This is a genomic window from Streptomyces lydicamycinicus (assembly GCF_000829715.2).
Classification (GTDB): Bacteria; Actinomycetota; Actinomycetes; order Streptomycetales; family Streptomycetaceae; genus Streptomyces; species Streptomyces lydicamycinicus.
In genome coordinates, this window is sequence record NZ_BBNO01000010.1 from 205,126 (window position 1) to 229,864 (window position 24,739).

General features: G+C 71.8%; 17 protein-coding genes. 9 read left to right on the plus strand and 8 right to left on the minus strand.

The genetic code is table 11. From position 1 onward, the window contains the following. Positions 1–21 precede the first annotated feature (21 nt). Positions 22–792, plus strand: coding sequence for an enoyl-CoA hydratase/isomerase family protein (locus TU31_RS31725; RefSeq protein WP_042161020.1), 771 nt, complete (start codon positions 22–24; stop codon positions 790–792). Positions 793–828: 36 nt separating this feature from the next. On the opposite strand, the gene TU31_RS31730 is transcribed toward TU31_RS31725, so the two are convergent. Both TU31_RS31730 and TU31_RS31735 read right to left on the minus strand, forming a co-directional pair. Next, positions 829–1,473, minus strand: coding sequence for a DJ-1/PfpI family protein (locus TU31_RS31730; RefSeq protein ID WP_042161023.1), 645 nt, complete (start codon positions 1,471–1,473; stop codon positions 829–831). 61 nt (positions 1,474–1,534) lie between these two features. Continuing rightward, on the minus strand, positions 1,535–2,506 hold the full coding sequence (locus TU31_RS31735; protein WP_042161024.1) for a GlxA family transcriptional regulator: 972 nt from the start codon (positions 2,504–2,506) through the stop codon (positions 1,535–1,537). A 150-nt stretch (positions 2,507–2,656) separates the two neighbouring features. Between TU31_RS31735 and TU31_RS31740 the strand changes: the two genes are divergently transcribed. The 5 genes from TU31_RS31740 to TU31_RS31760 all read left to right on the plus strand — a co-directional run bounded on the left by TU31_RS31740 (position 2,657) and on the right by TU31_RS31760 (position 11,298). Next, positions 2,657–3,526 (plus strand): SCO6745 family protein, encoded by an 870-nt coding sequence (locus TU31_RS31740; protein WP_042161025.1) that lies wholly within the window; start codon positions 2,657–2,659, stop codon positions 3,524–3,526. Positions 3,527–3,768: 242 nt separating this feature from the next. Continuing rightward, positions 3,769–6,210 carry a Tex family protein gene (locus tag TU31_RS31745; protein ID WP_042161026.1) on the plus strand — a complete coding sequence of 814 codons (2,442 nt, stop codon included), beginning with the start codon at positions 3,769–3,771 and terminating at the stop codon, positions 6,208–6,210. Positions 6,211–6,354: 144 nt separating this feature from the next. Continuing rightward, positions 6,355–7,761, plus strand: a complete 1,407-nt coding sequence (locus TU31_RS31750; protein ID WP_042161027.1) for a DUF2201 family putative metallopeptidase — start codon at positions 6,355–6,357, stop codon at positions 7,759–7,761. Further along, positions 7,758–9,656 (plus strand): ATPase AAA, encoded by a 1,899-nt coding sequence (locus TU31_RS31755; protein WP_042161028.1) that lies wholly within the window; start codon positions 7,758–7,760, stop codon positions 9,654–9,656. The genes TU31_RS31750 and TU31_RS31755 overlap by 4 nt, the downstream gene beginning before the upstream one ends. Positions 9,657–10,041: 385 nt before the next feature. Further along, positions 10,042–11,298 carry a Cmx/CmrA family chloramphenicol efflux MFS transporter gene (locus TU31_RS31760; protein ID WP_042161031.1) on the plus strand — a complete coding sequence of 419 codons (1,257 nt, stop codon included), beginning with the start codon at positions 10,042–10,044 and terminating at the stop codon, positions 11,296–11,298. 104 nt (positions 11,299–11,402) lie between these two features. Here TU31_RS31760 and TU31_RS31765 read toward each other — a convergent pair whose 3' ends face one another. Beyond that, positions 11,403–11,792, minus strand: coding sequence for a DUF2267 domain-containing protein (locus TU31_RS31765; RefSeq protein WP_042161033.1), 390 nt, complete (start codon positions 11,790–11,792; stop codon positions 11,403–11,405). 343 nt (positions 11,793–12,135) lie between these two features. Next, complete coding sequence (locus tag TU31_RS31775; protein WP_042161037.1) at positions 12,136–14,145, minus strand: FUSC family protein; 2,010 nt, start codon at positions 14,143–14,145, stop codon at positions 12,136–12,138. 381 nt (positions 14,146–14,526) lie between these two features. Here TU31_RS31775 and TU31_RS31780 point away from each other — a divergent pair, with 381 nt between their 5' ends. After that, complete coding sequence (locus TU31_RS31780; protein ID WP_042161039.1) at positions 14,527–15,537, plus strand: FAD-dependent oxidoreductase; 1,011 nt, start codon at positions 14,527–14,529, stop codon at positions 15,535–15,537. A gap of 177 nt (positions 15,538–15,714) precedes the next feature. Then, complete coding sequence (locus tag TU31_RS31785; RefSeq protein WP_042161041.1) at positions 15,715–16,608, plus strand: D-alanyl-D-alanine carboxypeptidase family protein; 894 nt, start codon at positions 15,715–15,717, stop codon at positions 16,606–16,608. Positions 16,609–16,717: 109 nt separating this feature from the next. Here TU31_RS31785 and TU31_RS31790 read toward each other — a convergent pair whose 3' ends face one another. The 3 genes from TU31_RS31790 to TU31_RS31800 form a co-directional block, all read right to left on the minus strand. Then, positions 16,718–18,439: a BCCT family transporter gene (locus TU31_RS31790; RefSeq protein ID WP_042161043.1), complete on the minus strand. Its 1,722-nt coding sequence runs from the start codon at positions 18,437–18,439 to the stop codon at positions 16,718–16,720. Between the two features lie 78 nt (positions 18,440–18,517). Further along, positions 18,518–19,858 carry a M14 family metallopeptidase gene (locus tag TU31_RS31795; protein WP_042161046.1) on the minus strand — a complete coding sequence of 447 codons (1,341 nt, stop codon included), beginning with the start codon at positions 19,856–19,858 and terminating at the stop codon, positions 18,518–18,520. Positions 19,859–19,935: 77 nt separating this feature from the next. Continuing rightward, a complete protein-coding gene (locus TU31_RS31800; RefSeq protein ID WP_042161048.1) occupies positions 19,936–21,852 on the minus strand; it encodes a Xaa-Pro dipeptidyl-peptidase in 1,917 nt (638 codons plus the stop codon). 356 nt (positions 21,853–22,208) lie between these two features. Here TU31_RS31800 and TU31_RS31805 point away from each other — a divergent pair, with 356 nt between their 5' ends. Beyond that, the gene (locus TU31_RS31805) at positions 22,209–23,696 is read left to right on the plus strand and encodes a M1 family metallopeptidase (RefSeq protein ID WP_042161050.1); all 1,488 of its coding nucleotides are present in this window, start codon (positions 22,209–22,211) and stop codon (positions 23,694–23,696) included. A gap of 66 nt (positions 23,697–23,762) precedes the next feature. Here the strand turns inward: TU31_RS31805 and TU31_RS31810 are convergent, their stop codons facing one another. Beyond that, on the minus strand, positions 23,763–24,614 hold the full coding sequence (locus TU31_RS31810) for an oxygenase MpaB family protein (RefSeq protein WP_181018713.1): 852 nt from the start codon (positions 24,612–24,614) through the stop codon (positions 23,763–23,765). Positions 24,615–24,739 lie beyond the last annotated feature (125 nt).

The window sequence follows — 24,739 nt, forward strand, 5'->3', positions numbered from 1 at the left end:
CGGCGCTCTAATATCCGGGGCATGGAACCCGGTCTGAAGACGCATGTCAGCGACGGCACCGCGACCGTCACCATCAGCAACACCGGCAAGCGGAATGCGATGACGGTGCAGATGTGGCGGGAGCTGCCGCCGTTGCTGGAGCGGCTGGCGGGCGATCGTTCCGTCCGGTCGCTGGTGCTGACCGGCGAGGGCGGCACGTTCTGCGCGGGGGCGGACATCGGCGCGCTGCGGGACGGGGCGGGTGAGTCGCAGGGCCTGGCGGTGGCGGCCGAGGAGGCGCTGGCGGCGTTTCCCGGACCGACGCTGGCGGCGATACGTGGCTACTGCGTGGGGGGCGGCGCCCAGTTGGCGGCCGCGTGCGATCTGCGGTTCGCGGAGGAGGGCGCGCTGTTCGGGGTGACGCCGGCCAAGCTCGGGGTGGCCTATCCGGCGTCCGCCACCCGGCGGCTGGTCCGGCTGGTCGGGCTCTCCGCCGCCAAATACCTGTTGTTCTCCGGGGAGTTGATCGACTGTGCGCGGGCGCTGCGGACGGGCCTGGTGGACGAGGTGCTGGCCGAGGGCGAGCTGGGCAAGCGGGTGGCCGAGTTCTCGGCCGTCCTCGCGAGCCGGTCGCTGCTGACCCAGACCGCGGCGAAGGAGCTGGCCAACGGGACCTGGGACGTACCGCCCGCCGAGGCCGAGGAGCGCGGCGCGTACTGGGCCGCGCAGGCGCGCGCGAGCGGCGACACCGCGGAGGGTGCCGCCGCCTTCCTGGAGCGCCGGGCGCCGCGGTTCACCTGGCCCACGGGCTGAGGCCGCGGGGCAAAGGTGGCGGCGGCCGGCCCGCCCCTACTCCTCGCCCGTCAGCACGAAGCGGCTGATCCCCCGGAGCGACGCGACCACCTCTGCCGGGGCCTTGTCCGGGGAGCCCGCGTCATAGGGCGGCTGCGGGTCGTACTCGATGCCGAGCTGGATCGTCTGCGCCGCTGTGTCCCCGGCGATCCGGCCGGCCAGCGCCAGCCCCATGTCGATCCCGGACGAGACACCGGCCGCCGTGACGTACTTGCCGTCGAAGACCACCCGCTCCCCCGTCGGCTCGGCGCCGAAGGCGGGCAGCTGGTCCAGGGCCAGCCAGTGGGAGGTCGCCCGGCGCCCCGTGAGCAGACCGGCGGCGGCGAGGAGCAGCGAACCGGTGCACACCGAGGTGGTCCACGTGGTGTGGGTGTCCACGGCGCGGAGCCACTCGTGCAGCGGGCCGTCCGTCATGTGCGCGACCTGCCCCGGGCCGCCCGGCACGACGAGGATGTCCGGCGCGGTGACCTGGTCCAGCGTGGCGTCGGCGACCAGCCCGAGCGAACCGAGGTCGTTGCGGTACGGGCCGGTGCGTTCGCCGACGAACACCGCCTCCGCGCCCGGCAGCCGGCTGAGGGTTTCGTAGGGGCCGACGGCGTCCAGCGTGGTGAAGCGGTCGTAGAGAAGGATCGCGAGCTGCATCTTCGGTTCCTGTCGTCGGTGGATGGTGCCGGCGCGGTGGGTTGGTGGCGGCCGGCGGGGTTCAGGCGGTGGGGACGGGCGGTCCGGCCGGCTGGAAGCGGCGGCGGTATTCGGCCGGGGAGGAGCCCAGGACGCGGAGGAAGGCGCGGCGCATCGCCTCGGGGGTGCCGTAGCCGCAGCGGCGCGCCACCTGCTCGATGCCGTCGGCGGTGTCCTCCAGGCAGCGGCGGGCGGCCTCCAGCCGTACCCGGTCGACATAGCGCCCCGGCGTCATACCGGTCTCCTCGCGGAACGCCCGCGCGAAGTGCCGCGGGGAGAGCCGCGCGCGGGCGGCGAGGGCGTCGACGGAGAGATCCGCCTCCGGGTTCTCGGTGATCCACTGCTGGACGTCACGCAGCGGCCGGCGCTGTGCGGTCTGGGCGGCGAGCTGGGCACTGAACTGGGTCTGGTTGCCCGGACGCCGCAGGAAGACGACCAGATGGCGGGCGATGGCCAGCGCGAGATCCCGGCCGAGATCCTCCTCCACCAGGGCCAGCGCGAGGTCGATACCGGCCGTCACACCCGCGGAGGTGGCCAGGTCGCCGTCCCGTACATAGATCGGCTCGGGTTCGACGTGCACCGCCGGGAAGCGCTCGGCGAACGTGCCGCAGAGCATCCAGTGGGTCGTCGCCCGGCGTCCGTCCAGCAGCCCGGCCTCGGCCAGCAGGAGCGCGCCGCTGCACACCGAGACCTTCCGGCGGGCGCGGGGGGCGTGCGTCCGCAGCCAGTCGATCAGCCGCGGGTCGGGGTGGCAGGTGCCTTCGCCGCCGGGCACCAGGAGGGTGTGCGGCGGTGCGGTGTCGGTGAGCGCGAGGTCCGGGGTGAGCGTCAGACCGCTGGAGGTGCGGACCGGGCCGCCGTCCAGGCTCGCGGTGCGGATCCGGTAGGCGCCGGGGACGCCGTGGTTCGCACCGGCGAAGACTTCGACCGGTCCGGTCAGATCGAGGCTCTGGAGGCCGTCGAAGAGGACGACCAGCACATCGCGCTGTTCCATGCCCTCCATCCTGGAGAGCCGGGCGAATGGCGGCAATGACGAATAGCCCACCTTTACTGCCATCGGCCGAGATCGCCTGTCCCAGATCGCCCGACCCACCGGAGGCACCCTCCCCCTAGCCTCATACCGAGCGGTCGGTAACCTGCTGCCATGACTGCTACGAGTGCACTGCCCGAGAAGGCCGGCCGCACCTGCCACAACGTCGTCAACCCGTTCCACTCCACGCACTACTTCGCGCCGGAGCTGTCCGAGGAGATGGCGAAGCTCGGCCTCGACAACCGCAGCGCCGCCTACTTCGCCTGTCGTGGCGCGGCCATGGGTGCCGTGGGCCCCGGCACGATCACGGCCACCTTCTACAACTTCAACCACGAGCTCATCGCCCAGCACGTCCCGCACATCTGGTCCGTCACCACGCCGCAGCAGGTGCTCGACGCCCGGCTGCGCGCCACGGACGCCACGCTGCGCCGGCTGCTCGGCACCGAGGCCGTCGAGTCGCCGGAGATGGCGGAGGCGGCGAAGCTGGCGCTGCACGCCGCCGAGGCCTGCGCCCGCCGCGCCCGGCCGCTCTACGCCGCGCACGCCGATCTGCCGGTGCCCCAGGCCCCGCACCTGGCCTACTGGCACGCCGCGACGCTGCTGCGCGAACACCGCGGTGACGGCCACCTGATAGCGCTGCTGGACGCCGAACTCGACGGCCTGGAGGCGCTGGTCACCCACACCGCCACCGGCCGGGGCATGAGCCACCGGGGCATCATGGCGACCCGCGGCTGGACGGAGGAGGACTGGCAGGCCGCGCAGGAGCGGCTGCGGTCGCGGGGACTCCTGGACGACGGGGGCGAGCTGACCGAGGCCGGAGTCCTGCTGCGCAAGGAGCTGGAGCGGACCACCGACCGGCTGGACCGGGCCCCGTACGAGCATTTGGGCGCCGAGGGCGTGGCCCGGCTCACCGAGCTGGCGACCGGCTTCACCACCACCGCCATGAACGCCGGGGCCTTCCCCGCGGTGCTGTTCGGCAAGTGATCCGGAAGGTATCGGCACGTTCCGGTGCGTAACGCACCCTCAGGAGCGGTGCCCCGCGGTCGCCGGGGTGTGCGGAGGTCTTCGCGCACCCCGGCGCCAGGGATGTCAGCAGATCCCTCCCGCTTCCGGGCGGACGAGGTGACGTCACGGACACCCCCGGCGGCTGGGCGGTGCGACAGTCCGGCCCGCCACCCGGCACAATGCAGGCTCAAGCAAGCGCTGGAAGGCGGGTCTGGATCAACGTGACGGCATCCACTGAGCCCATCGGGGCCCTCGGGTCCATCGAAGCGAGGATCGCCGGGGAGCTCGGCGTCAAGGAGCGGCAGGTGAAGGCCGCGGTCGAACTGCTCGACGGCGGCTCGACCGTCCCGTTCATCGCGCGCTATCGCAAGGAAGCCACCGAGATGCTCGACGATGCGCAGCTGCGCTCGCTCGAGGAACGGCTGCGCTATCTGCGGGAGCTGGAGGAGCGGCGGACCGCGATCCTGGAGTCCGTACGGTCCCAGGGCAAGCTGGACTCCGCCCTGGAGGCGCAGATCCGCGGCGCCGACTCCAAGGCACGGCTGGAGGACATCTACCTCCCGTTCAAGCCCAAGCGGCGCACCAAGGCACAGATCGCGCGGGAGGCGGGCCTGGAGCCGCTCGCCGACGGGCTGCTGAGCGATCCGTCGGTGGAACCGGCCGCGGCGGCCGCGGCGTTCGTGGACGCCGACAAGGGGGTCGCCGATCCGGCCGCCGCCCTGGAGGGCGCGCGGGCCATCCTGACCGAGCGGTTCGGCGAGGACGCGGACCTGATCGGTGAGCTGCGCGAACGGATGTGGTCGCGCGGGCGGGTGGCGGCGAAGGTACGCGAGGGCAAGGAGGAGGCCGGCGCGAAGTTCGCCGACTACTTCGACTTCGCCGAGCCGTTCACCGAGCTGCCCTCGCACCGGGTGCTGGCGATGTTCCGCGGCGAGAAGGAGGAGATCCTCGATCTCAACCTGGAGCCGGAGGACCCGTCGGCGGCGACCGAGGGGCCGAGCTCCTACGAGCAGTCCATCGCGCACCGCTTCGGGATCGCCGACCGGGGCCGTCCGGGCGACAAGTGGCTTCAGGACACCGTCCGCTGGGCCTGGCGCACCCGGGTCCAGGTGCACCTCGGGATCGATCTGCGGCTGCGGCTGCGGCAGGCCGCCGAGGACGAGGCCGTGCGGGTCTTCGCGTCGAATCTGCGCGATCTGCTGCTGGCGGCGCCCGCCGGTACGCGCGCCACGATGGGCCTGGACCCCGGTTTCCGTACGGGCGTGAAGGTCGCCGTCGTGGACGCGACCGGCAAGGTGGCCGCCACGGAGACCATCTACCCCCATGTACCGCAGCAGAAGTGGGACGCCTCGCTGGCCACGCTGGCGAAGCTGGCCCGTGAGCACGACGTCGAGCTGATCGCGATCGGCAACGGCACCGCGTCCCGCGAGACCGACAAGCTGGCGGCCGATCTGATCGCCGCCCAGCCGGAGCTGAAGCTGACGAAGGTGATGGTGTCCGAGGCCGGTGCCTCGGTGTACTCCGCCTCCGCGTTCGCCTCGCAGGAACTGCCCGAGCTGGATGTGTCGCTGCGGGGCGCGGTGTCCATCGCCCGCCGGCTCCAGGACCCGCTGGCCGAGCTGGTCAAGATCGACCCGAAGTCGATCGGCGTGGGCCAGTACCAGCACGATCTGTCCGAGGTGAAGCTGTCGCGTTCGCTGGACGCGGTGGTAGAGGACTGTGTGAACGGGGTCGGGGTGGACGTCAACACCGCGTCCGCGCCGCTGCTTTCGCGGGTCTCCGGCATCGGCTCCGGCCTCGCCGAGAACATCGTGGCCCACCGGGACAGCAACGGCCCGTTCCGCTCCCGCAAGGCCCTCAAGGACGTGGCGCGCCTCGGCCCGAAGGCGTACGAGCAGTGTGCGGGCTTCCTGCGGATCCGGGGCGGCGACGACCCGCTGGACGCCTCCAGCGTGCACCCCGAGGCGTACCCGGTGGTGCGCCGGATGGTGAAGTCGGCGGATACCGAGGTCGGTTCGCTGATCGGCAACACGGCGGTGCTGCGCACCCTGAAGGCCGCGGACTTCGTCGATGACTCCTTCGGACTGCCGACGGTGAGCGACATCCTTCAGGAGCTGGAGAAGCCGGGACGCGACCCGCGCCCGGTCTTCAAGACCGCGACCTTCAAGGAGGGCGTGGAGAAGATCGGCGACCTGGAGCCGGGGATGCTCCTGGAAGGCGTGGTGACCAATGTCGCCGCCTTCGGGGCGTTCGTGGACGTGGGCGTCCATCAGGACGGTCTGGTGCATGTCTCGGCGATGTCGAAGAGCTTCGTCAAGGACCCGCGGGACGTGGTGAAGCCGGGCGACATCGTGCGGGTGAAGGTGCTCGATGTCGACATTCCGCGTAAGCGGATCTCGCTGACGCTGCGGCTGGACGACGAGCACGGCAAGGGTGCGTCGGCGGGTGGCGGCGAGCGGCGCGCCGGCGGCGAGCGCCGGGGCGGCAACGGCGGCGGAGCGCGCGAGGGCGGCCGGGGCGGTGCGCCGCGGCAGCGGCAGGGCGGCGGCGGACCGCGCGGCGGTGACCGCCGGGGCGGCCGCGACGCCGGACCGGCCAACGACGCGATGGCGGACGCCCTGCGGCGGGCCGGGCTCCTGGGCAAGGACCGCGGCGGCCGCTGAGGCAGCCGCCCGGTGTCCGGCGGCGGCGGGCCGGTCCCGCTGCCGCCGGTTCACCGGCCGTCGCTCCCCTTGTGACAGGTCCCGCCGTGCTCGGTTGTCAGTGCCTCCTGATACGAAAGGAGGCAGCTGAGAACGGGGGCGGGCATGGCGTACGACAGGACAACGGTGGGGCACCGGCCGGTGGTTGACCTGACCGACCGGCGGGCCCTGGAGGGCCGGCGGCCGGCCGCACCGGACGTGATCGCGGAGGCCCGGCGGCTGAAGGAAGCCGCGCTGCTGGATTTCGGGCTGACGGAATCCGTGGTGGCGTCCTGGATCTACGCCAAGTGCCACCACCAGATCCCGACGACGGCCGTGGCGACCGCGGCCGTGGTGGCCTCCGGGGACGGCAGCTGTCCGCTGCTCTACAACCCCGACTTCTTCGTCCGGCTGGGCCTGGAGGGCGTGAAGTTCGTCCTCTTCCATGAGGCGCGGCATCTGGTGCACCGCCATCTGTTCGCCGATCCCGAGCTGCGCGCGGACCCGGTCTTCACCCTCGCCGCCGAGGTCGCCATCAACCATGTCGCCCTGGTCCGGCTCGGCCGCAAGGAGCTGCCGCAGCTCGACGGCCGGCCCACGGGGGTCGACCCGCGCGAGATCCATCGGGACTATGCCGCCGATCTGACGGCCCAGGGTCTCGAACCGCTCGGCTACGACGCCTTCGTCGAGACCGACATGACCGTGTTCTCCGAGCTCAAGCGCATGCGGCAGCCGCCCGTTCCCGCGGTGCCCTGTGTGCATCTCACGGACCCGGAGACGGCGGACGGCGATCAGCCGACCCTCGACGAGACGGTGTCCTCCGCGCTGGTCAACGCCCTGCTGGCGGCGCGGCGCGGACACCCGGGCGCAGAGCGCGAGCTGCTCGATCTGATGGACCGTACGGACGGCACCTCGGAGCATGCGAGCCGGGTGTGGGGGCGGCTGGGTGCGGGGGCGCTGCGCGGCAGGACCCCGCGGACGGGGAAGGTCGACTGGTGGCAGCGCTGGCTGGTCGATGTCCTCGCGTCCAAGCTGCGGGAGGGCGAGCGGCTGGTCTATCCGAAGAAGCGCGGCGCCCTGCTCGCCGCGCTGGGCCACGATCCGATGCTGTCGCGGCGCGGCCCGGTGCGGGAGAAGAACCTCGTGATCGCGTACGACACCTCGGGGTCGATGCCCGATGCGGTGATCAACTGGCTGACGGAGCTGGTGGGCTCGATCGACGGGGTGGCCGCCCACTGGCTGTCGTTCGACGGTGTGGTGATGCCGTTCCGCCCCGGCGAGAAGGTGTACGGCGGCGGAGGCACGAGCTTCCAGGCGGTGGCCGACTACATCGAGGGCCGCACCACGGTCGACGGCCGCCACTTCGAGGAGACACCGGACGCCGTGGTGCTGCTCACCGACGGCTACGCCCCGCACATCACCCCCGCCGAGCCGGACAAATGGATCTGGCTGATCACGGCGGGCGGCGACGACTGGCCCGACCACCACACCCCGCCGATGGCCTGCCACCGTGTGACGACAGGAGACCGATGAGCACGACCACGCCGACTGCGGCGTCTCTGGGGACCGCGGCGACCGCGCAGACCCCGCCGCCCCGCCCCGCGGGATGGCGGCCCAGCGCCACCTACCCCGAGCCCCCGGAGGGCTGGACGGGGGTGTCCCGGCTGGAGTCGTTCATCGACGCGATGATCGACATGGGCCAGACCGGCCAGATCTTCGGCGAGCACGGCATCGGCAAGACGGCCACCTTCTTCTCCCATCTGCCCGCGGCGTACCCCGACGCCGAGCTGGTCTTCGTGCCGGCCGCCAATCTCACCCCGGACGATCTGCTCGCCAACGCGCCGGTGCGCGACGCCAAGACGGGCGAACTGGTGCTGCGGCAGCTGGTGATGAGCCAGTTGCGGCCCGGCAAGCCGTTCGTGCTGCTGATCGACGACTCGCTCCAGGCGGGTGCGACGATCCAGTCACAGCTGATGCAGATCGCCTGCAACTGGACGCTGGGCGAGTACGACCTGCGGGAGCTGGGCTGCATCGGCGTCTTCCTGACGGACAACGAATCGCTGGCGGAGACGGCGGCCCGGCGCAGCGATCTGGCCGTCCTGGACCGCATGGTGACGATCCGGATCACCGCCAACGACACCTCCTGGCGGCAGCAGCTCGCGGCGAAGTACCGCGACTGGAATCTGCGCGAGGTCTTCACCCTCTGGGCCACCCTCTCCCCGGCCCTGCGCGAGCTGCTCTCCCCGCGCACCCTCGACCACATCCTGGCCAATGCCCGGGAGGGCTTCCCGCTGCGCTGGGGACTGCCGCTGGTCAATGGCGAGCGGCTGCGGCTGGCCGAGCAGAAGGACAACGGCAGGCCGGGCAAGGACCGTACGACCGAGGTGCTGGACCGGATCGCGGCGGCGGTGGGCGCCGCCAACCCCGCCACCATCCCCGATCCGGTACGGGCCGTGGTGCGCGCGGCGCTGCGCAACCGCTGGTCGGTGCTGTTGCAGGGGCCGCCCGGCTGCGGCAAGACGGAGCTGGTCCGCGAGACCGTCCGCGAGGGCCTCGACGGGCGCGACCCGCTGTATTTCTCGATGCCGGTGACCAATGTCGAAGACCTCTGCGCACCGATCCCGACCACCGACGGCTCCCTGGACAACCTCCTCGCCGGGTCGTTCCTGGGTCCGGAGCCGAAGGCGATCGTCTGGGACGAGTACAACCGCCCCAAGGACAAGGCGGCGTTCGCCAAGCTGATGGAGATCACTCAGGAGTGGTCCCTGGCGGGGCGCCGGATCGAGAATCTGCGGGCGCAGATCGCGGTGCAGAACCCGCCGTACCACCTCGGCCGCAAGCTTCTGGTCGCCCGGAACAACATCGCGCAGGCGACCCGCTTCACCGCCTCGCTGACCGTCGAGCCGGGCGACATCCCGGCCAATGAGTGGCTGATCGCGAAGTACGGTGCCGTCGCCGAGACGGTCCTGGAGTGGTGGAAGCACGACATCGACGAGGACGGCCGGGCCTGGATCACCAAGCGCACCATGGAACGGCTGATCAAACTCCACCAGCGCGGACTGCCGTTGGAGATGGGCACGGTCTACCTCGGTGACGGCGAATACGCTCCGGTGTCGCTGACCGCTCTCCTCGACCGGCTCAGCAACCGCCCGGTCACCGGTCTGCGCGAGCTGGCCCGGGAGGTCGATGCCTGGGAGGCGCGGCTGCGGACGGCGGCGCGTGCGTCGAGCGAAGGCTCGAACGACAGTGATCTGGTCCACCAGGTCCTGGCCAACGCGGAGTTGTCGCAGCTGAAGCAGCATCAGGCGGCGGTGGCCCGGCTGGTGGCCCTGCTCCCGCCGAAGCTGCGCTCCACCTACTTGGTGGGCGCGTCGAGCGAGGTCCAGCGCTTCTGGATCGAGGTCTTCGCACTGATACCCCGCGGCTGAGCGGCAGGGCGAGGCAGCCGGCCCAGTCACCGCCGGCTGCCGTAGCCGAATTGCGTGGACGGGGCCGCATGGCTCGGTTAGTCTGCGCGCATGTCCAGCCCCGAGGCGTCAAGACGCTAGCCACCGGCCGTCCGGTGGCTCCTTGCACTGTCTCGCGGTCGCGCCGTCGCCTCCTCGTCGCGCACCACCCGACACGTCTCCTGCCACCGGATCGCCGTAGTGCGGGCTGTTTCACCTGACGTGGCGTCATTTCTCGGACGTCCCAGGTCCTTTCGCGCGGTAGCCACGCGTGCCCGGCCGGACGGTCGCTCCCTTCACCTCCACACGGGCACCGCTGCGTCTGCCGTCGCGCCGTGTCGATCCACCCTGTGGTTGCGGAGTTGCTGTGCCCTTCGTTCTCTATCTGCTCGGCCTTGCGGTGTTCGCCCAAGGCACCTCCGAATTCATGCTGTCCGGTCTGCTGCCGGACATCGCCCGTGAGCTGGATACCTCGCTCTCCGCCGCCGGAGCGCTGACCTCGGCCTTCGCCGTGGGGATGGTGGTCGGCGCGCCGCTGCTGGCGCTGCTGAGCCTGCGCTGGCCGCGGCGTCGCGCGCTGCTGGCCTTCCTGGTCACGTTCCTGCTCGTCCATGTCCTCGGGGCCGTCACCCCGGACTACGGAGTCCTGCTGGCCACCCGGGCCGTCGCGGCGCTGGCCAACGCCGGGTTCCTGGCGGTGGCCCTGGCGACCGCGGCCTCGATGGTCGCCCCCGACGCCAAGGGCCGCGCCACCTCCGTCCTGCTCGGGGGCACCACCATGGCGTGTGTCGCGGGCGTGCCCGCCGGTGCGCTGCTCGGTGAACTGTGGGGCTGGCGCTCGGCGTTCTGGGCGGTGGCGCTGGTCTCGGTGCCTGCCGTCCTCGCGATCCTGTGGTCGGTACCGGCCGCCCCCGCCCCGCGGTCCGTTGCGGACGGCCCCCGTGCCGGCGCCGAACTGCGTGCTCTGCGCAGCCCCCGGCTCGTGGTGCTGCTGCTCCTCGGCGCCCTGGTGAACGGCGCGACCTTCTGCGCCTTCACCTATCTCGCGCCGCTGGTCACCGAGGTCACCGGACTCGGCTCCGGCTGGGTGCCCGCCCTGCTGGCGCTCTTCGGCCTGGGGTCGTTCGCCGGGGTCAGCGTTGCCGGGCGCCTGGCCGATGCCCGCCCCCTCCGCCTCCTGGCGCTCGGCGGACCGGCCCTGCTCGCCGGCTGGATCGTGACGGCGCTCGCCGCGGGGAACCCCGTGGCCGTGCCGGTGCTCCTCCTCGTTCAGGGGGCGCTGTCGTTCGCCGTCGGCTCCACCCTCGTCTCGCAGGTCCTCTACGCGGCGACCGGGGCACCGGCCCTGGGCGGCGGGTTCGCCACGGCGGCGCTCAACGTGGGCGCGGCGCTCGGCCCCTGGTGCGGCGGCGCCGCGCTCACCGCGGGGCTCGGCTACCGCTCGCCACTGTGGGTGAGTGCCCTCCTGACGGCGCTCGCCCTCCTCGCCGGGGGCCTGGCTCGCGTGCCCCGGCGCCGGCCGGCCACGGCGGCGCGCCGGGCAGTGCGGCCGTCCCGTACGGAGGACTCCGCAGCCCCCTCCACCACAGCGGGCGAACCGGCGGACGGCCGACGGATGCGGTGAGCCGCCGGCCGCCCCTTCTCCTGCGACGGCCCCGGAGCGGAGGGGGCGGCTCCTGACACGGGGTTTTCCTCCCCGTCAGCGGGGAGGAAAATCTCACGACGTGGTCACGGCGACCGAGGATGGCCGAAGAGCAGGTCGAAGTCCGGCGGCAGTTGCAGCAGGACGCGCTGCATGAGGTCTTCGCCGGCGGTGTCGGCGACGACGCTGAGCACGGCGCCGACATCCCACTTGGCGGTCTCCTCGGTGGCGCCCTCGATCCAGGCCGCCGTGGCGCGGACGAACCGTGCGGGGTCCAGCGGCTCGGCGGCCTGGAGCGGGTTGAGCAGGATCAGGGCGAAGGTCTCCGGCAGCCCCGCGGCCAGCTCGGCCCGTTCCTCGCCGACCAGATGCGCGCCCAGCAGGGCCAGGACGACGCGGGCCGCCCGTTCCGCTTCCTGTGGTGAGTCGTACTCGCCGCGCTCCTGGACCTGTGCCAGGAACGCCTCCCATCGCATGGGCGCCACAGCTGCCTCCTTCTCTTCGGAGCGCGGAGGGCGGGACCGGAGGGAGACTTTCCCGTCCCCCGCCGAGGCGGGCGCGGTCCCGCTCAGCCGCGGATCTGCTTCTGCCCAGTGTCCCCGCCCATGGCGACCTCGTGGGGCTCGGCACGCTCGGCGATCGGGGTTCGCGACCTCAGAACGCCCGCCTCGTGGTCGGCCTCGCCGGCCGGCCGGCGCTCGGCCCGTCGGCCCGCTGACCAGCACTTGCCCGCATCCGGGTCGTTCCCCGCCGGCTCCACGACCGGCGCACGCCCGCCTCCCCGTACGTCCGGGCCCCGCACACCGCGCAGACCCGGGTTCAGCCCGTCCCCGCGTACCCCCGGATCCGCTCCAGTTCCACGGCCACATCCGTGAGCGTGGCGCAGTCCGGAACCGGTGGGAGGTCAGGGGCGGACGGGCCGGGCTCGGGCCGGCGGCGCGGGTCCTCAAGGGCGTCGGCCATCGCCGCCAATGCCTGGCACAGCCCCTCGGCCTCGGCCCGGCTCGGGCGGTGCGCGCCGTGGTCGAGGCGTACCGCACAGGCGGTCGCGGCGTCCACGATGCGTTCGGCCGCGGTGACGACGGTCAGCCAGTCGGGGTTGCGGTCGCGCGCGGCGAGGAGTTCCGCCGCGGCGGTCTCCGCCGCCGCCCTGGCCTCCCCCAGCGCCCGGTAGGCGGCGCGGCGCAGCGCCAGCCGCCGGGTGGGGTCCGCGCCAGGTTCCGCCTCCAGGACGTGCCGCAGGAACTGCTCGGTGCTGCGCAGCGCCGAGGTGACACGGTGCCCGACCCGGCGGCGCGGGTCGGCGAGGCGGGGCAGATGTCCGACGACGAGGACGATGCCGCAGGCGATGGAGGTGTCCACGATCCGCTCGGCGGCGGCCTGCGGGTCGCCGCTGACATGCACGAACGACAGCACCATGAGGGTGATCGCGACGGTCTGAAGGGCGAAGTGGCGGGTGGCGAACGGCAGCAGCGCACCGCCCGCGCCCGCCACCAGTGCGGGCCACCACGCACCGGTCAGCAACAGGCCCGCCCCGGCGAAGACCAGCACGCCCGCGACGGTCCCGGCGAAGCGGTTGACCGTACGGGAGAAGAGCGGGCCCAGGTCCGGCTTGACGAGGAAGGTGACGGTCGCCGGGAGCCAGTACCAGTGGTCGGCGCGGAGCAGCAGGGCGACGGCGACGCTCGCGGCGATGCAGACGGCAACCCGCAGGCCGTAGTCCCGCCCGGCCGGACCGAACAGGCCACGCCCGCGCCGCGTCCGTCCCCCGACGGCACCCAGCGCCCCGCGGACCACGGCCTCGGGCCGGGCCATCCAGGCGGGACGGCCCGACGGGGACGGTGCGTTCTCCGCTCCCGGCGGCAGCTCCGGCTCCCGCCGGGCGAAGGCGACCGCGGCGTCCAGCAGGGCCTGGTCGAAGGCGCCGCGCGCGGCCGTGCTGGTCTCCGGGGCGGACAGCCGGCCCGGCGACCGCCCGGTGCGCAGGGCATCGGCGAACCTGCGGGGGCTCTCCGCCACCCGGGACGGCAGCGGGCGGGCCTCCCACAGCAGCGCCACGCTGGCCTCGCAGAGCGCGGTGGCCGCGGCGAACCGCTCGGTGAGCAGAAGCTCTTCCGTACGGGCGGACCGGCGCAGCAGCCGACTGGTGAGGAGGCGCAGCCGCACGGCCTCGTCGGCGCGGTCCAGGGCGGCGGTGAGCCGGCGCCGGGCGGCCTCCGCATCGGGCCCGCCGACCGCGCTCAGGGCGTCGGCGAGCGCGTCGAAGACCGTGGCGACCGCGGCCCGTTCGCCGCTGAGCGCACCGCCGGCGGGACGGGGCGGGCGCAGCACGAGCCGCAGCAGAAGCAGCCACAGGCAGCCGGCGAGGACATAGAGGGCCTTGGCCCAGGGCGCGCCGGGCAGCGGCATCCCGGCGCCCAGGATGGTGGTGGCCAGCATCTGCATCCCGGCGTTGGAGCGCACCGGTCCGGCCACGCTGCCCGCGCCGGAGACGAAGCCGACGGCGAACAGCGCCGGAAGGAGCCACCAGCCCGCGTCGGCCGCCCGGAGCGAGGCGCCGATCAGCATGCCGAGGGCCGAGGCGAGGGCGGGCAGGCCGATATGGACGATGCCGGTGCGCCGGGTGCCGGGGCGGTCGTTGACCCCGGCCAGCATCGAGCCGAGTCCGGCCAGGACGCCGGGCGCCGGATGGCCGGTCGCGATACCCGCGCCCAGCAGCGGCCCCGCACACAGCGCCCCGCGGGCAACGGCCGCCCAGGGTACGGGCAGCCGCTGCCAGCGGAAGGGGTGGGCGAGCCAGGCGGGCACGGCGCGCGGCGCGCGGAGCATGGGCCTCCTCAGACGACGGCGTACGGACGGCGACAAGCGGTTCCGAGGGGCGACATCGGCCAACGGTGCTACTACCAGCCTACGGTCCGGGAGGGTCCATTCCGCTGCCCCGGGGTTACCACAAGATCACGAACGAATGGCGGGCAGACGGCCCGGCCCCCTCCCGGCTCCCGCCGCCCCGGTGGACGCCGCCGGTCACCGGAACGCCCCGGCAACCGGCCCCGGCTGCCGCACGGCCGGCAGATCCGTCGGCCGTACCGCCCCGTCGGCGAGTTCCCCCCACACGCGCGGCCCCCGTGCCCGCCGCCGCTCCAGCGGGGCAGGCCGCTCCCCCGCTGTCCTCCCCTTTTCCACGCCCCCGCCAGCGGTTAGCGTCCCGGCATGACGAGCAATACGGGTGGCCTGGACATACGGGTGGTCGGCGGCGGCGTGATCGGGCTGACGTCGGCGATCGCGCTGGCCGAGGACGGGCACCGGGTACGGGTACTGAGCCGGGACGCGGCCGACGGGACGACCTCGGCGGTGGCCGGCGGGCTGTGCTGGCCGTACCGCATCCAGCCGTACGAGCGGGCGGTGGAGTGGTCCGTACGCTCCTTCCAGGTGCTCACGGCGCTCGCCGAACGGCCGGCGGAGACCGGCGCCCGGATGGTGACGGGCACGATGACGGCCACGACGGGCGGCGGCGCCGATGACGGCCTGGCCGCCTGGTACGACGCGGTGCCCGGGTTGCGGCGGGCGCGGGCGGAGGAGCTACCCGAGGGCTGTGCGTGGGGGTGGCGGGCCCGTACCCCCCTGGTGGACATGCCCACCCATCTCCGTTATCTGGAACAGCGGTTGGCGGCGGCGGGCGGGACCCTGGAGCGGCGCGGGGTCAGCTCGCTGGAGGAGGCCGGGGAGGCGGCGGACATGGTCGTGAACTGCTCGGGACTCGGCGCCCGCGATCTGGTCCCCGACCCGGAAGTCCATCCGGTCCAGGGCCAGTTGGTGGTGGTGGAGAACCCCGGCATCGAGGAGTGGTCCGTCTCGGCGGACGCGGGGGCGACGGACACCACGTATCTGCTGCCCCAGCCGTTCGGCCTGGTGCTGGGGGGCACGGCGCGGGAGAACGCCTGGTCCCGGGAGCCCGATCCGGCGGTGGCGGCGGCCATCGTGGCGCGCGCCGCACAGCGCTTCCCGCAGCTGGCGCGGGCCCGGGTCCTGGCTCACAAGGTGGGGTTGCGCCCGGCCCGCCCGGCGGTGCGGCTGACGGCGGAGCGGCTGCCCGGCGGCATGCCCTGCGTGCACAACTACGGGCACGGGGGTGCGGGTGTGACCGTGGCGTGGGGGTGCGCGGACGAGGTGCTGCGGATGGTGCGGGAGGTCCAGGAGGGCCGCGGACCGGTACGCGGGTAAGTACGGCGCAGTCATCCCGGGGCCTTCCCGGGCCGGAATCCGTCCTTTCGGTCCAGCAGTATGCGGACGAGCGGAATTCACCGGCCGGAGGGCGCATCCATTCGCCCGTCTCATGCGTCCTATGAGCAAGCGCCATTTCTGTATGGCCGCACTTCAGGGGTATTTGGAGTATCCATTTTGAAAAACGGCATTAAGGGCATTCGTCGCGTATCCGCGGTCGCTGTCACCGCGGGAGCCGTTCTGACGGCCGGGGCGTTCACCGCTCCCGCGCAGGCCGCTGCGCCCAAGACTCCCACGATCGCCGCCAAGGGCGGCTTCGTGATGAACAACGGCACGGGGAAGACCCTCTTCACCAAGGCCGCGGACACCCGTCGCTCCACCGGCTCCACCACCAAGATCATGACGGCCCGGGTGGTGCTGGCGCAGTCGAACCTCAACCTTGATTCCAAGGTGACGGTCCAGAAGGCGTACAGCGACTACATCGTCGACAACAACTGGGCCTCCTCGGCCAAGCTGATCGTCGGCGACAAGGTCACCGTCCGCCAGCTGCTGTACGGGCTGATGCTCCCGTCCGGCTGCGACGCGGCGTACGCGCTGGCCGACAAGTTCGGCAGCGGCTCCACCCGGGCCGCCCGGGTCAAGTCGTTCATCGGCAAGATGAACTCCACGGCCCGGTCGCTCGGCATGACGAACACGCACTTCGACTCGTTCGACGGCATCGGCAGGGGCGCGAACTACTCGACTCCGCGCGACCTGACCAAGCTCGCCTCCAACGCGATGAAGTACTCCACGTTCCGTACGGTCGTGAAGACGAAGTCGACCACGCAGAAGGTCACGACGAAGAGCGGTGGCTACCGCAACATGTCGTGGACCAACACCAACGCGCTGCTCGGCAGCTACTCGGGCACCCTCGGCGTCAAGACGGGCTCCGGCCCGGAGGCCAAGTACTGCCTGGTCTTCGCCGCCACCCGCGGTGGCAAGACGGTCATCGGCACGGTTCTCGCCTCCACCTCGGTGACGGACCGCACCGCTGACGCGAAGAAGCTGATGGACTACGGCTTCAAGAAGTAACCCGGGACAGGCGTGGGGCCTGCGCACGACCTTCCGGTCGCGCGCAGGCCCCTTCGTCATCCGGCCGCCGGCACCACACCGGGGCCGTACGACGCCGCTCCGGAGTCGGCTAACCGCCGCTCTTCACTCCGACGCCGTTGTCCTCGCCGCTGCCGCTGCCGCTGCCGTCACCCTCGTCGTCCCCGTTGCCGTTGCCGCCGGGTCCGATCTGGATCTCGAAGTCACCGTCGTACTGCTCATGGCCCGCGATCACGGCCAGCTCGACGACCTCCGCGCCCTTCTGGCCGCGCACGATCAGCGGATCGCTGCGCAGATCACGCATCAGCGCCCAGCACATGGCGATCATCACGACCATGAACGGCACCGCGACCAGAATCGTCAGATTCTGGAGTCCGGTCAGCGCATCGCCCGAGCCACCGCCGATCAACAGCATGATCGCGGCGACCGCACCGGTCACCACTCCCCAGAAGATCACCACGAGCCGGGTCGGCTCGAAGGTCCCCTTCTGCGAGAGGGTGCCCATGACGATGGACGCGGCATCGGCACCGGACACGAAGAAGATGCCGACCAGGATCATGACGAGAACGCTCATGACCGTGGCGAGCGGGTACTGGTGCAGCACATCGAAGAGCTGGCCTTCGGGAGTGCTCGACCCGCTGAGCTGCTTGGAGTCCTGGAGCTTCATGGCCGAGCCACCGAACACCGCGAACCACGCCAGGCTGACCACGCTCGGGACGAGGATGACCCCGCCGATGAACTGGCGGATGGTCCGGCCCCGGCTGATCCGGGCGATGAACATGCCCACGAACGGCGTCCAGGAGATCCACCACGCCCAGTAGAAGACCGTCCAGCTGCGCAGCCAGCCGCCCACATCGTCACCGCTGCTGGCCTCCGTACGGCCCGCGAGCTGCGGCAGCTCGCCGATGAACGAGCCGAGAGAGGTCGGCAGCAGATTGAGGATGAGGATGGTCGGCCCGACCACGAACACGAAGACCGCCAGGATGACCGCCAGCACCATATTGATGTTGGACAGCATCTGGACGCCCTTGGCGATACCGGAGACCGCGGACAGGATGAACGCGATGGTCAGCACGGTGATGACACCGACCAGCAGGGTGGTGCTGACGCTGTCCATCCAGCCGAGGACCTTGATGCCGCTGCCGATCTGGAGCGCACCGAGCCCCAGCGAGGCCGCCGAACCGAAGAGGGTGGCGAAGATGGCCAGGATGTCGATGACCCGGCCGCCCCAGCCGTTCGCCCGCCGGGTGCCGATCAGTGGCGTGAACACCGCGCTTATCGTCTGCCGCCTCCCCCGCCGGAAGCAGCTGTAAGCGATGGCCAGGCCCACGACCGCATAGATCGCCCAGGGGTGCAGCGTCCAGTGGAACATCGTGGTGGCCATCGCGGTGTCCATCGCCTGGGCGGCATCCTTCGGATCGGTGCCCGGCGGTGGGGTGCTGAAGTGGCCCAGCGGCTCGCTGACGCCGTAGAACATCAAGCCGATGCCCATGCCCGCGCTGAACATCATCGCGATCCATGACACGGTGCGGAATTCGGGCTCCTCGCCCTCCTTGCCGAGTGTGATCCGGCCGTACTTGCTGACCGCCAGCCAAATCGCAAAGATCACAAATCCGGAGGCGGAGAGCACGAAGGCCCAGCCGCCGTTGTCGATCACCCAGTTCAGCATCGAGGTCGATGCGCTCTTGAGGGATTCGGTGGACGACGCTCCCCACGCGATGAAGGCGAGGGTGAGCAACGAGGTCACACCGAAGACCACACGGTCGGTCTGCGGGGGCCCGTGGTGCTGCGGCTCATCGGGGACGTCCGTCACGGATGGCGTGCCACCCCCGTCTCCGGCTTCTCTGACTGTGTCCGACACGTGTCAACCTTTCAATGGGCCATATTTTCCTTACCCGTTACCCCCTACCACACGACGGCAGACGTTGAGCGGCGTCGCGACCGTAAGGTGATAACCGGCCCTCCGGTCCAACAGCAGCGGAACGAGCTTCCGCAGCGGTTGGCGCAGCGGCACGACGACGCCGTCACGGTCCCGGCGCCACACCACTCCGTGCCTCACCAGTTCTTCCCTGACCTGCGCAAACTGTCCCTCTTCGAGGCGATAGGCGCAAGGTGGGTCGGACAGGATCTGGTCTTCGGTGGCCGGTTCGTTATCCGCGCCGCCGAGATACACCGGACCGTGATCGGTGTAGCCCGCGAGCCGGGCGGCGGTGGTGGCCGCCTCGATCCGTGACCGGTGCCGGTCGAGGAAGGTGAAGGCGCCGTCCAGCGCGGCCAGCTGGGAGTCCACCCGGCGGCGGTTGTTGAGCGCGGGGTCGGCCTTCTCGGCCTCGGTGAGCGCGTCGACCCGGGTCTCGACGAGCAGTCCGACCGAGCCCTTGACACCCGCGGTGTTGCGCAGGATCCGCTCCTGGCCGTCGCCCGCGACCTGCTTGACGGGATCACCGGTCTCCGGGTCGGTCCAGATGCCGTAGACACCGGTGGAGAAGCCCGCCCGGTGGACGGCGGGCCGCACGAAGTCCTGGGAGAGCGCGGCCGCTTCCCGGTGCACCCCGTCCGAGGTGTTGAGGTTGCGCGGCCACAGCGACAGCACGTCCTTCATGTAATACGGGACCGTGGGGCCGTACTCGTGCAGGTCGTAGATGGTGTCGGGGCGGTAGTCGCGGATGACCTCGGCGATCGACCGGCCCTCGGCGGTCCGCAGGGCGATGTGATCGCGGTTGATGTCCGTGCCGTCGGCGTTGCCGCGGGTGTCCGCGGCCCGGCCGTCGGGGTTGGCGGTCGGGAGGACCAGCACGCTGGTGTGTTCCAGGAAGCGCCGGGTCGCCGGGTCCTTGGCGTAGGCGAGGTTGCGGACGGTGGTCAGACAGGCCTCGCGCCCGGAGGGCTCGTCACCGTGCTGGGAGCAGATCAGCAGCACGGAATTGCCGCGGCGGATCTGCGCCGGGCGCTCGGGGGCGGGGGCGCCGATCCGGACGAGCCGCAGCGGGCGGCCCTGCCCGGTGGTGCCGATCCGGTCGATCCGTACGCGCACCGAGCCCCGGTCGACCGCCGTGAGGAAGTCCTGTTCCTCGGTCTGGCCGGTCCAGCGGGCGCCATGGCTGATCTCGAATCCCGTACGGGGTGTGGGGGTTGCGGTCGCGGCGGGCGCGGGCGGAGGGGTGGCACCGAGGGTGGCCACCAGCCCGATGGCCAGCGGCCCGGCGGCGAGGCGGTGGGAGCGGGGTATCACGAGGAGGAGCCTCCCTTGGGTGAGCGGTGGAGAGGGGGACCGGGTGGGGCCGTCCGCGCTGCGACGGCCCCGGGTGGTCATCCCACGGCCGGCAGCCGGCTGACCGAGCGCGGCGGGGCGATGCCGTCCAGCGGTGCCGCGGCGTCCGGATGCCTCGGTGCGCCCGCGGTGGCCCGTGCGAAGGCCGCTGCGCCGCCGGTCAGCGGCAGTTCGGCGGAGGTGCGGGACAGGTCGAGGGTGAGCTTCGGCGTGGACGCGGGCGGGTCGATCAGACCGGCGTCGGTGCCGGCCACGAGGAGCGCGAGCCGGTGCCCGGCGGGCACGAGGTGATCGCTCGCGGCCAGGTCCAGGGTGAGGGTGTAGGGCTTGCCGGGGGTGAGCGGGCGGCCCTTGTGGGCGTCGGCGTAGTTGCCGAGGTCGGCCCAGCCGCGGCTGAAGACGGTGTGGGCGACCTTCCGGGTGTCGGCGGCGGTCTCCTTGAAGCAGCCGGTGTCGCCCGTGGTTCCGGCGCCCCAGCAGGTGCGCCGGTCGAGGGTGGTGATGCCCTCGCCGTCGGCCGCATAGTCGCGGATGGTGTCGGGGCCGAGGTCGACCAGTACGGCGGAGAGATGGGCGGTCGAGGTGCTCGGGGTGACGGTCACGGTCACCGTGCCGGAGCCGGAGAGCCGCAGCGGCGCGCGCAGCGGCCTGGTGCGGAACCCGGCCTTGGCGGCGGTCGGGGCATCGACGGCGGCCGCCCAGTCGGCCTCGCTCAGCTTCGGGTCGTCGGTGAAGGTCTCGGTCGCGCCCTGCGGCGCCTTACGGGTCCCCAGCAGGCCGACGCCGGGCGCGGTGCCGCCGCGCGGCCGCAGTGTGGTGGGCGCGGTACCGGGAGCGGGCCACTGCGGGTCGGTGGACCATGTGCCGGGCGAGCGCTCGATATCGGCCATCGGGGTGCGCTCGATGCCGTTGTCGTAGCCCAGCAAATAGTGGTCGAACCAGTGGTGCAGGGTCTTGACCCAGGCGCTGCGCCGGTAGTCGAACGGGTCGACATGCCCGGTCTGGGAGAGCCAGATCTTGCGCTCGACACCGTGCCGGGCGAGCGCGTCCCACCACTGCCCGGCGTGCCGGGTCCGGACGTTGAGGTCCTGCATGCCGTGCACCAGGAGCACGCTGGCCCGGACCCGGTCCGCGTGGCGGACGTAGTCGCGCTCGCGCCACAGACGGGTCCAGTCGCCGGTACGGGGCGCCCCGTCGGCGAGCTTCTTCTGCACGGCGGCGCAGCGCTTGCGCGCGTCGGGGCTGTCGACCACATCGGCGAGGGAGTCGGGCCCCGAGTCGTAGAGCGGGGCGCCCTTGGCGAAGTAGTAGTCGTACCAGGAGGAGATGCCGGCGATCGGGACGATGGTCTTCAGCCCCTTGACGCCGGTGGCCGCGACGCCGTTGGCGATGGTGGCGTCCCAGCTCTTGCCGATCATCCCGGTGCTGCCGTTGGACCAGCCGGCCGTGACGGGTTCCCCTCCCGTACGGGCGGTGTAGGCGCGGCCTCTGCCACCGAGCCAGTCGACGACGGCCCTGGCGGACCGGATGTCGGAGCGGCCGCCGACGTCGGAGCAGCCGTCCGAGCGGTTGGTGCCCGCGAGGTCGACCAGGACCGTCGCATAGCCGCGTGGCACGAAGTAGTTGTCGTAGAAGAGCGGGAACCCGACCGGCCGGCCCCGGTCGTCATAGGTCTTCTTCTGGCTCTCGTTACCGCGCCCGCAGCACGAGTAGTACGGACTGGCGTCCATGATCACGGGGATCCGCCGGCCCTGTTGCGCCGGTTCGGCGGGCCGCACGATGTCGACGGCGACGCGGTCGGTTCTCCCGTCCGCGTCGCCGTCCAGCCGTGTGTCCACCCAGACCGATTCGCGTATCGCGCGGTCGTAGGAGTAGACGGGTCTGCTCTCGGCGGGCGCCGCCTGCGCGGCGGCCGGCCCGATCAGGGCGGACAGCAGGGCGGCGACGGCTGCCATCACGAGCGCTGTGAAGGGGATGCGGGGGATCCGCGCAGGATTCGTCACGGGCGGACGGTAGCGCGGCCCAACTCCCCTGCGTAAGGGCAAGTCCGGGCACCGCGGGCCGTCGGCGGCCGAAAACAGGTCCATCGGTAGCTTTTCCGTCCCGTGGGCGGTCCGCAATCCCGTGCCGTGATCGCGGCGGCGCCCGCTGCGGGCCGTGAGGGAGAGGGGGACCGCGGAGCACGGCAGACGGGAGGGACGGATGAGGGTTCATGTCGGTCATGTGTCAGATCAGGCCATGTACATGACGCTGGGCGGGCGCAGTACATAAGGTCTGAACAGAGCCATCCCCCCTACGAGTTGGAGGACTCGTGCGTCACAGACTCCTCGTCCCCGGCGCGGTCGCACTCAGCCTGCTGCTGGCCATCCCGGCCTCGGCTGCCGACTTCACACCGGGCGCTCCGGGTGTGGGCGACACCTACTACCCCGAGAGCGGAAACGGCGGATACGACGTTTCCCACTACGATCTGCGGCTCAAGTACCAGCCGAAGACGGACCTGCTGGAGGGCACGGCCACCCTGCTGGCCACCACCACGCAGGATCTCTCCCGCTTCAACCTGGACTTCGGCCTCAAGGTCAGCGAGATCCGGATCAACGGCAAGAAGGCCTCCTTCGCCACCTCCGGCAAGCACGAGCTGGAGGTCACTCCGGCCACGCCGCTGGAGAAGGGCAAGCAGATCAGCGTCGTGGTGCGCTATGCGGGCAAGCCCTCCGAGCTCAAGATAGACAACTACAGCGCCTGGGCCCGCACCCCCGACGGCGGTGTGATCGCCCAGGAGCCGGACGCCGCCGTGTGGTGGTTCCCGAGCAATGACCACCCCACCGACAAGGCGACGTACGACATCTCGGTGGCGGTGCCGGACGGCACCCAGGCGCTGAGCAACGGTGTGCTGGCCTCGCAGTCCTCCAAGCTGGGCTGGACGCGCTACAACTGGCGCTCGGACAAGCCGCAGGCGACGTATCTGACGACGCTGGCCGTCGGCAAGTTCGACATCACCACCGACAAGACCGCGAACGGTCTGCCGGTGGTCAACGCGGTCAGCAAGGACCTCGGCGCGAACGAGGGCTCGGCGAAGGCCAGCATCGAGCGCACCACCGAGATCACCGAATGGCTGGAGAGCGTCTTCGGCGCGTACCCGTTCAACGCGGTGGGCGGCTATGTGCCGAACGTGCCGGCCGGATACGCGCTGGAGACCCAGACCCGCCCGTTCTACGGGAAGAAGGCCTTCGACCGCGGCACGAACGTCTCCGTCGTGGTGCACGAGCTGGCGCACCAGTGGTACGGCGACAGCGTCTCGCTGAAGGACTGGAAGGACATCTGGATCAACGAGGGCTTCGCCGCCTACAGCCAGTGGCTGTGGTCGGAGAAGGAGGGCGAGGGCACCGCCCAGGAGCTGGCGGACCACGTCTACGCCCAGCACCCGGCCGACGACCCGTTCTGGACGGTCAAGCCGGGCAACCCGGGCGCGGAGAACCAGTTCGACGGCGCGGTCTACGACCGTGGCGCGCTGACCCTCCAGGCGCTCCGCAACAAGGTCGGTGACAAGGCCTTCTTCGGTCTCCTCAAGTCCTGGCCGACGGAGAACCGGTACGGCAACGCCTCGGTCGCCGACTTCGTGAAGTTCGCCGAGAAGAAGACCGGCAAGGAGCTGGCCGGCTTCTTCGACACCTGGCTCTTCCAGCCGTCCCGGCCCTCCGCGGGCGCGGCCAAGCAGGCCCTCGGCGCCCGGCAGGCACCGGTCGCCGAGCCCAAGTCGTGGAAGCAGATCGCGGCCACGCACGACGTGCACGGGCACTGAGCCGGTGCACGAGCGCTGAACGAGACGGAGCCGGGCCTCCCCCGGCTCCGTACGCGCACCGCGTCGTTACCGGCGCGCCGCCTGCCTGGCCCGGCGCGCGATCGGCATGAACCGCAGCCGCTCCGGAAGCACCGGCATCACGGCGCGCACGACCCGGCCGAGACGGCGCAGGGTGCGCTCCTGGGCGTCCGTCCACTCCAGCCCGATGGCCTGCCGGGCGTCCGGCGGCATCAGCCCGATCGTGAGAAAGCGCCGGACGCGGGCGAATCGCGGGCACAGCCATGGCCAGGACAGCCGCAGGAGCAGCCGCAGCCAGCGCGGGCCGCGGTCGGGAACCGGCAGCTGCGGATCGGTCGCCAGCAACTCCTTGACCACGACGGTCTCTTCGAGTTCATTGTCCAGGACCTTCTGGTAATACGGCCAGAACTCCTCGATCGTCTGCGGCATATCGCGGTCATGGATCCCCAGGATCCGGCCGACCTGGAGCCACTCCGCGTACAGCGCCCGCTCCTGCGCCTCGGTGAAGGGGCGGCCCAGATACTGCTGCGCGTGCCGGAAGACGGGGTAGCCGGTGGCGTGCACCCAGGCGTAGTAGGCGGGGGTGAGCGCGTGGTAGGCGCGGCCGTGTGCGTCGGTCCCCTGGATGGTCTTGTGCAGCGCCCGCAGCCGCCGCCCCTCCGCGGCCGCCGCCTCCCCTCCGTACACCCACAGCTGTAGCGAGGTCAGGGACCGCTCGCCGCGCCCCCAGGGGTCCGTACGGAACACGGAGTGGTCGTCCACACCGGCGCCCACCGCCGGGTGGGCGACCTGCATGGCCAGCGCGGCCGGCAGGGTCAGCAGCATGCGGATGTCCCCGGCCAGCGACCAGAGCACACCTCCGACCGGCGGGGGATTTGGGTCATTTTTTACCGCAATCATGGTATTAATCATCATACGGTGACTCTCCGCGATCGGCGGACGCGAGGCCCCTCCACGCCACCGCAGGCGCAGCCCGTCCGGACGCGCCCTCACGGCGATCCCGCACGCCACGACGCCCGGGCGAG

Coding starts and splice junctions, on each gene's coding strand:
- TU31_RS31725 (WP_042161020.1), top strand. CDS start 22: ATGGAACCCGGTCTGAAGACGCATGTCAGCGACGGCACCGCGACCGTC.
- TU31_RS31730 (WP_042161023.1), bottom strand. CDS start 1,473: ATGCAGCTCGCGATCCTTCTCTACGACCGCTTCACCACGCTGGACGCC.
- TU31_RS31735 (WP_042161024.1), bottom strand. CDS start 2,506: ATGGAACAGCGCGATGTGCTGGTCGTCCTCTTCGACGGCCTCCAGAGC.
- TU31_RS31740 (WP_042161025.1), top strand. CDS start 2,657: ATGACTGCTACGAGTGCACTGCCCGAGAAGGCCGGCCGCACCTGCCAC.
- TU31_RS31750 (WP_042161027.1), top strand. CDS start 6,355: ATGGCGTACGACAGGACAACGGTGGGGCACCGGCCGGTGGTTGACCTG.
- TU31_RS31755 (WP_042161028.1), top strand. CDS start 7,758: ATGAGCACGACCACGCCGACTGCGGCGTCTCTGGGGACCGCGGCGACC.
- TU31_RS31765 (WP_042161033.1), bottom strand. CDS start 11,792: ATGCGATGGGAGGCGTTCCTGGCACAGGTCCAGGAGCGCGGCGAGTAC.
- TU31_RS31775 (WP_042161037.1), bottom strand. CDS start 14,145: ATGCTCCGCGCGCCGCGCGCCGTGCCCGCCTGGCTCGCCCACCCCTTC.
- TU31_RS31780 (WP_042161039.1), top strand. CDS start 14,527: ATGACGAGCAATACGGGTGGCCTGGACATACGGGTGGTCGGCGGCGGC.
- TU31_RS31800 (WP_042161048.1), bottom strand. CDS start 21,852: ATGGCAGCCGTCGCCGCCCTGCTGTCCGCCCTGATCGGGCCGGCCGCC.
- TU31_RS31810 (WP_181018713.1), bottom strand. CDS start 24,614: ATGATTGCGGTAAAAAATGACCCAAATCCCCCGCCGGTCGGAGGTGTG.